This window comes from Rhizobium sp. BK176, assembly GCF_024808055.1.
In genome coordinates, this window is sequence record NZ_JANUBV010000003.1 from 551,935 (window position 1) to 559,076 (window position 7,142).

General features: G+C 60.3%; 3 protein-coding genes. 2 read left to right on the top strand and 1 reads right to left on the bottom strand.

The genetic code is table 11. From position 1 onward, the window contains the following. Positions 1–160: 160 nt before the first annotated feature. Both FHT76_RS15380 and clpB read left to right on the top strand, forming a co-directional pair. A complete protein-coding gene (locus FHT76_RS15380) occupies positions 161–1,813 on the top strand; it encodes an arylsulfatase (protein WP_183863564.1) in 1,653 nt (550 codons plus the stop codon). 334 nt (positions 1,814–2,147) lie between these two features. After that, positions 2,148–4,751, top strand: coding sequence for an ATP-dependent chaperone ClpB (gene clpB / locus FHT76_RS15385; RefSeq protein WP_259185670.1), 2,604 nt, complete (start codon positions 2,148–2,150; stop codon positions 4,749–4,751). Positions 4,752–4,805: 54 nt separating this feature from the next. Here clpB and FHT76_RS15390 read toward each other — a convergent pair whose 3' ends face one another. Continuing rightward, positions 4,806–6,749 (bottom strand): M23 family metallopeptidase, encoded by a 1,944-nt coding sequence (locus FHT76_RS15390; protein WP_183863560.1) that lies wholly within the window; start codon positions 6,747–6,749, stop codon positions 4,806–4,808. Positions 6,750–7,142: the final 393 nt, after the last annotated feature.

Here is a 7,142-nt window from a genome sequence, read left to right on the forward strand (position 1 = left end):
GGATTCGGCTCGCCCTCCCAATCCGGGCTCGGCCGAAGTGCGGCGTATTTACTGTAACGTACTTACGCCTTCGCCGTGGCTGTGTCTGAGTTGAGAGCGCCAATGCATCTCATCACCAGACAACATTGCAAACGTTCACGTTTGACGGGAGACACGCGACATGGCCTGCGACGACGACGTACGAGCAACCTCCTCCGACACCAGCAACCTTACCCGCCGCAACCTGCTGATAGGGTCGACCGCCCTTGCTGCTGGGGCCGTCGCGGTCGCCAGTATGGCGAGTTCCGCCGCAGCCCAGGCACAGACCGCTGCGCCAGCCGGCAAGAAGCCGAACATCCTGGTCATCTTCGGCGATGACATCGGCATCCCGCAGATCAGTGCCTACACGATGGGGCTGATGGGCTACCGCACGCCCAATATCGACCGCATCGCCAGGGAGGGAGCCATCTTTACCGACTCCTATGGCCAGCAGAGCTGCACCGCCGGCCGCGCTTCTTTCATTCTCGGGCAGGAGCCATTTCGTACCGGCTTGCTGACGATCGGCATGCCGGGGGATCCGCATGGTATCCAGGATTGGATGCCGACCATCGCCGATGTGTTGAAGACGCAGGGCTATGCGACCGGCCAGTTCGGCAAGAACCACCTTGGCGACCAGGACCAACACCTGCCGACCAAGCATGGCTTCGATGAGTTCTTCGGCAATCTCTACCACCTCAACGCCGAGGAAGAGCCGGAGGGTTACTTCTACCCGAAGGATCCGGCGTTCCGCCGGCAGTTCGGGCCTCGTGGCGTGATCAAGTCGAGCGCGGATGGGAAGATCGAGGATACTGGTGAGCTCAACACCAAGCGCATGGAAACGATCGACGAGGAGTTCCTGGCTGCCGCCAAGAATTTTATCGACCGCCAAGCCAAGGCGGATAAACCATTCTTCTGCTGGTTCAACTCGACACGCATGCACGTCTTCACGCACCTGAAGGCTGACTCGCTTGGCAAGACCGGGAAGGGCATCCATGCCGATGGCATGGTGGAACACGACGGTCACGTCGGCCAGCTTCTCGACCAGTTGGATCAGCTGGGGATCGCCGAGAACACCATCGTCCTCTACACCACCGACAACGGCGCGGAACTCGCTCTGTGGCCAGATGGCGCAATGACGATGTTCCACGGTGAAAAGGGCACAACATGGGAGGGTGGCTTCCGCATCCCGATGATGGTTCGGTGGCCGGGTGTCGTTAAGCCCGGAACCGAGGTCAACGAGATCGTCACGTTGATGGACTGGATGCCGACTTTTGCAAGCGTTGCCGGAATACCAGACGTCAAGGAGCAGATGAAGGCGGGCTTCAAAGCCGGCACCAAGGACTTCAAGGTGCACCTGGATGGTTATGATCTAGGACCATTGCTAAAGGGCGAAGTTCCAACGGGCCCACGTGACGCAGTGTATTATTTTGACCAGGGCGGCAATCTCAACGCCATTCGCTGGAACGACTGGAAGCTCAGCTTTGCAATCAACAGCGAAGGAAACATCGCCACGGCGACGCGTGAAATACCGGCCTGGGCCAACATCGCAAACCTGCGCATGGATCCCTACGAACGCGGCATGAAGGAGGGGGGCGGGGCCATCGAGTTCCTTGCCCGCAACATGTGGCTGCTCGTTCCCGTGCAAGCCAAGATCAAGGACTTCTTCTCAGATTTTACCCAGTTTCCGTATCAGGAAGGCAGCTCACTGAATGCAAGTGGCATCAACTACGCCTTGCTTCGGCAGCAGGCCGCACTGAAACGGCTGAATGATCTTGAGCGGCTCGCCCCGCAATAACGGGGAGCTATTAGCCCGCGCCGGTGTTGAACACATGCGGCGCGGGCGTTTTCCAGTGATGGATGCGTAAATCACAGCGTAAACTGTCGGCCCTGTTACCACAACGTACTTGGATTCTGCAGAGGCTTCGACGCTACTCCCCCTCGGTCGCACGGCGGCGCGTTTTTCGCGTCATCGCCTCTTTAAACTTTTGAAATCCTCCACCATATCCAGCCCAGGTTCGTCAGCCGCAAATCCCAAACGCGGCCGAACGATGGGCTTGCCGTTTGAGGGAGCTCAATCTCAGTCATCGGCCTGTGCCTTATGAGGGCAGGGCGATTTATGGAGGTACAGTATGAATATCGAAAAATACTCCGAGCGGGTGCGCGGTTTTATTCAGTCCGCCCAGACCTATGCGCTTGCGCAGGGGCACCAGCAATTCACCCCCGAACACGTCCTGAAAGTCCTGCTCGACGACGATCAGGGCATGGCAGCGTCGCTCATCGAGCGCGCCGGCGGTGATCCCAAGGCCGCGCGCCTTGCCAACGACGCCGCACTTGCCAAGCTGCCGAAAGTCTCCGGCGGCAACGGGCAGATCTATCTTGCGCAGCCGCTTGCCAAGGTTCTTTCGACCGCCGAAGAGGCATCGAAGAAAGCCGGCGACAGTTTCGTCACCGTCGAGCGCCTGTTGCAGGCTCTGGCGATCGAGACTTCGGCCTCGACATCCACGACGTTGAAGAACGCCGGGGTGACTGCGCTTGCGCTCAATCAGGTCATCAACGAGATCCGCAAGGGCCGTACTGCCGACAGCTCGAATGCCGAACAGGGCTTCGATTCGCTGAAGAAGTATGCTCGCGATCTGACCAGCGAAGCCCGCGAAGGCAAACTCGATCCCGTCATCGGCCGTGACGACGAAATCCGCCGCACGATCCAGGTTCTGTCGCGCCGCACGAAGAACAATCCGGTGCTGATCGGCGAGCCGGGCGTCGGCAAGACCGCCATCGTCGAAGGCCTTGCGCTGCGCATCGTCAACGGCGACGTGCCCGAGTCTCTCAAGGACAAGAAGCTGATGGCGCTCGATATGGGCGCACTGATTGCTGGCGCCAAATATCGCGGCGAGTTCGAGGAGCGTCTGAAGGCAGTCCTGAATGAGGTGCAGGCCGAAAACGGCGAGATCATCCTCTTCATCGACGAAATGCACACACTTGTCGGCGCCGGCAAGGCGGATGGGGCGATGGACGCCTCCAACCTCCTGAAGCCAGCGCTTGCCCGCGGCGAGTTGCATTGCGTCGGTGCGACCACGCTCGACGAATACCGCAAGCATGTCGAAAAAGATCCGGCTCTTGCCCGCCGCTTCCAGCCTGTCATGGTCGAGGAGCCGACGGTCGAGGACACGATCTCGATTCTGCGCGGTCTCAAGGAAAAATACGAACAGCATCACAAGGTCCGGATCTCGGATTCGGCCCTCGTTGCGGCTGCGACGCTTTCCAACCGCTATATTACCGACCGCTTCTTGCCCGACAAGGCGATCGACCTGATGGATGAAGCCGCTGCGCGGTTGCGCATGCAGGTGGATTCCAAGCCCGAGGAGCTGGACGAACTCGATCGCCGCATCATGCAGCTGAAAATCGAGCGCGAAGCGCTGAAGAAGGAAACCGATACGGCGTCTGCCGACCGGCTGGTGCGGCTTGAAACAGAGCTGACCGGTCTCGAGGAAGAAGCCGATGCGCTGACGGCCCGCTGGCAGGCGGAAAAGCAGAAGCTTGGCCTGGCAGCCGACCTGAAGAAGCAGTTGGACGAAGCCCGCAACGATCTGGCGATCGCCCAGCGCAAGGGCGAGTTCCAGCGCGCCGGCGAACTCACCTACGGCGTTATTCCGGACCTGGAAAAGAAGCTTGGCGAAGCCGAACAGCAGGACAGCGATCGCAGCGCCATGGTGCAGGAGGTCGTGACCCCCGACAACATCGCGCATGTCGTTTCCCGCTGGACAGGTATCCCCGTCGACAAGATGCTGGAAGGCGAACGCGACAAGTTGCTCAGGATGGAAGACGAGCTGGCGAAATCGGTGATCGGCCAAGGCGATGCGGTTCAGGCCGTTTCGCGTGCCGTGCGCCGTGCGCGCGCCGGTCTGCAGGATCCGAACCGGCCGATCGGCTCGTTCATCTTCCTCGGTCCGACCGGCGTCGGCAAGACGGAGCTGACCAAGGCGCTTGCCCGCTTCCTCTTCGACGACGAAACGGCGATGGTGCGCATGGATATGTCCGAGTACATGGAGAAGCACTCCGTGGCCCGGCTCATCGGTGCGCCTCCCGGCTATGTCGGTTACGATGAAGGCGGCGCGCTGACGGAAGCCGTTCGCCGGAGGCCGTATCAGGTTGTCTTGTTCGACGAGATCGAGAAGGCGCATCCCGATGTCTTCAACATCCTGCTGCAGGTTCTGGACGATGGTCGTCTGACCGATGGCCAGGGCCGGACGGTCGATTTCCGCAACACGATGATCATCATGACGTCGAACCTCGGTGCCGAGTATCTGACCCAGCTGAAGGACGGGGACGACAGCGAAGCGGTTCGTGAACAGGTGATGGATGTGGTGCGCGGTCATTTCCGGCCGGAATTCCTGAACCGTATCGATGAGATCATCCTGTTCCACCGCCTGAAGCGCGAGGAAATGGGCGCGATCGTCGATATCCAGTTGAAGCGGCTGGTGGCCCTGCTTGCCGAGCGCAAGATCACGCTCGAACTCGACGACGATGCTCGCAACTGGCTCGCCAACAAGGGTTACGACCCTGTTTATGGCGCACGTCCGCTGAAGCGGGTAATCCAGAAGTACGTTCAGGATCCGCTCGCCGAACAGATCCTCTCGGGCCAGGTGCCTGACGGCTCCACGGTGAAGATCACCAGCGGCGCCGACCGGCTATTGTTCCGCACGCGGAATTCCGCGGTCAACGAAGCGGCGTAAGCTCTGGATACCAGGAAGGAAAATGGCGGCCTCGGCCGCCATTTTTGTGGGATGTTATTTGCTTGCTACCTGCGGCGGCGGCTGGTTGCCAAGGAGCGCATCGATGCGCTTCCGCTCGTCCTCGAACTTTGCCAGCGCCCCGCCCTTCAACGACTTGCCGCCCGGCAAGCGCACGCGCAACGGATCGACCTTGGTGCCGTTGACGATCATTTCGTAGTGCAGATGCGGGCCGGTGGATTCACCGGTCGTTCCAACCCAGCCGATCACTTGGCCCTGGCGAACCTTGGCGCCGGGAACGACGCCCTTGGCGATCGCGCTCTGGTGATTGTAGGAGGATTCATAGCCGTTGGCGTGGCGAACGATCGTCTGGTTGCCATAGCCGCCGGAATCCCAGCCGGCCTTCTCTACGGTGCCATTACCGACAGCGATAATCGCCGTGCCGCGCGGGGCGGCCCAATCGACGCCCGTATGCATGCGTGCGAAGCCCAGGATCGGATGCCGTCGCATGCCGAAGCCGGACTTGAATATGCCGTTCGGGACCGGATTGCGCAGCAAAAACTGCCGAATGCTCTTGCCGTCCTGATCGAAGTAGTCGATCGAACCGTCTTCCGGATCCTGGAAGCGGTAGAAGCTGGTCTGCGTGTCGCCGAAGCGAGCGTTCACATAAAGAAGCTCGGAATCTTCCGTTGCCTGGCCGCTGGAATCGGCGACCGAGAAGAAAGCTTCCAACGTATCGGTCGGGCGCAGCTCCGCCTGAAAATCGACGCTGCTCGCCAGCAGCTTGATGATCAGCGCGGTCATGTCCTTCGTCATGCCGTAGGAGAGTGCGGCACGATAGATCCCGTCATATACGCGCGGCAGGTTCTGGTTAGACGGGATCGATGTCGAGCTGTCGTCGAAGGCGGTGGTGACCGCGTCGATCTGCGGCGGTTCGCGGCCGGCAACAAAGCGATCGTGATCGTCGAGTGCCACGGTGACGAGATGACGGGTGCCGCGATAGACGCTGACACGGATGATTTTCGCCTGTTCGCCCCTCTGCAAGATGCCGATGCGCAGCACGTCCCCCTTGGACAGTTCGTCGGATCCGATTAGCGGCGACAAATAGCCGGAGACACCCTTGGCCTGTGGCTCGGGGTAGCCCGAATCCGCCATGGCCTTGGTGATCGACGTATCCTGACGCACCGGAATGATGTCGTCGGCGAACTCTTCCGTCTGCGGCGTGATCGATTCCGGCGCCGAGACCGTCATGTTCTGTTCGAGAACGCGCGCTGTCAGGCCGGTCGCCAGATCGACGTCGTTGTCATCATTGGAGAAACGGCGCGGATCAACATAGTAAAGGGCTGCCACCTGAGCCGCACCGTCGGTCAGGACCGAACCGTTGGAGCGGACGTTCTCCTCGATCTCATCGAGGGTCAGGCCGGCTGCAACCTGAAGATCGGATTTCGTCGTCGGATAAGCCACGGTCTTCAAGCTGACCTCTGACTCGACATCGGAGCCGTAGATCTGCCCGGTGCGAACAGCCGGCTGTGCGTCAGGCTCGTCTGCCGCGAAGATCGTCAGTGGATTGAAGCTTGGATAATCCTCGGTCGCCACGTGGTTGGCGGCAAGCGTCATCTTCACGCGCGCGAAAGGCTGGCGACGGACGACCTCCTTGTCGCCCTCATGGACGACGGTGGAGACCTCCATGATTTTGCGGTCCGACGGCTTGGCGGCGATCGCGGACGCAATCAGCCGACCGCCGCGCGTCACATCTGTATCGTCCACATGGGCGTCGGCATTGATCGTGGCGTAGGCTTCCGCGGGGATCGCCAGCTGCTGGCGCCCGTCGAGTGCCGCAAACAGCGCGACACCCATCAGCACGCTTGAGGTGATGCCGGTGAGGAACGTACCCGAAAGCCAACGTAGTGAAACTTCGCGGCGGTCGGGCGCACGTCTGCCATCGGCGAGAAGCGGCGGCTCGTTGCCGAACGAGCGGATCATCATCTTCTCCGTCATCATGGCAGGTGGATCCGCGTCCTTTCGGTAGGCTTCTTCGGGCAGGTCTGACTGGCGCCGAAAAGTGCATAGTTTAATAATGGAAGTCAAATGGGCCGCGTGCGCGCACGCAAATCATTCGCCCTTGAGATCATCCGATTGTGAAGATGTGAGGGCGAAGGACCTCGTCATCGCGTCCCGCGCTGCTATTTCTGTAAAAATGACCCGGCTATCGGCGCATTCAGAGGGCAGAAAACCCGGCCTCCGAAAATCCGGCTTAGAATTCAATACGATGCAAGAAATCTCGCTTTTTTTGAAAACGGCTGTTGACTTAGAAAAGGGGTAGGATCTATAAGCCCACTCACTGAACGAGGGCGGCGGCGCTGCTGGCGACGAAGTCCTTCGCTCTAGAGATTT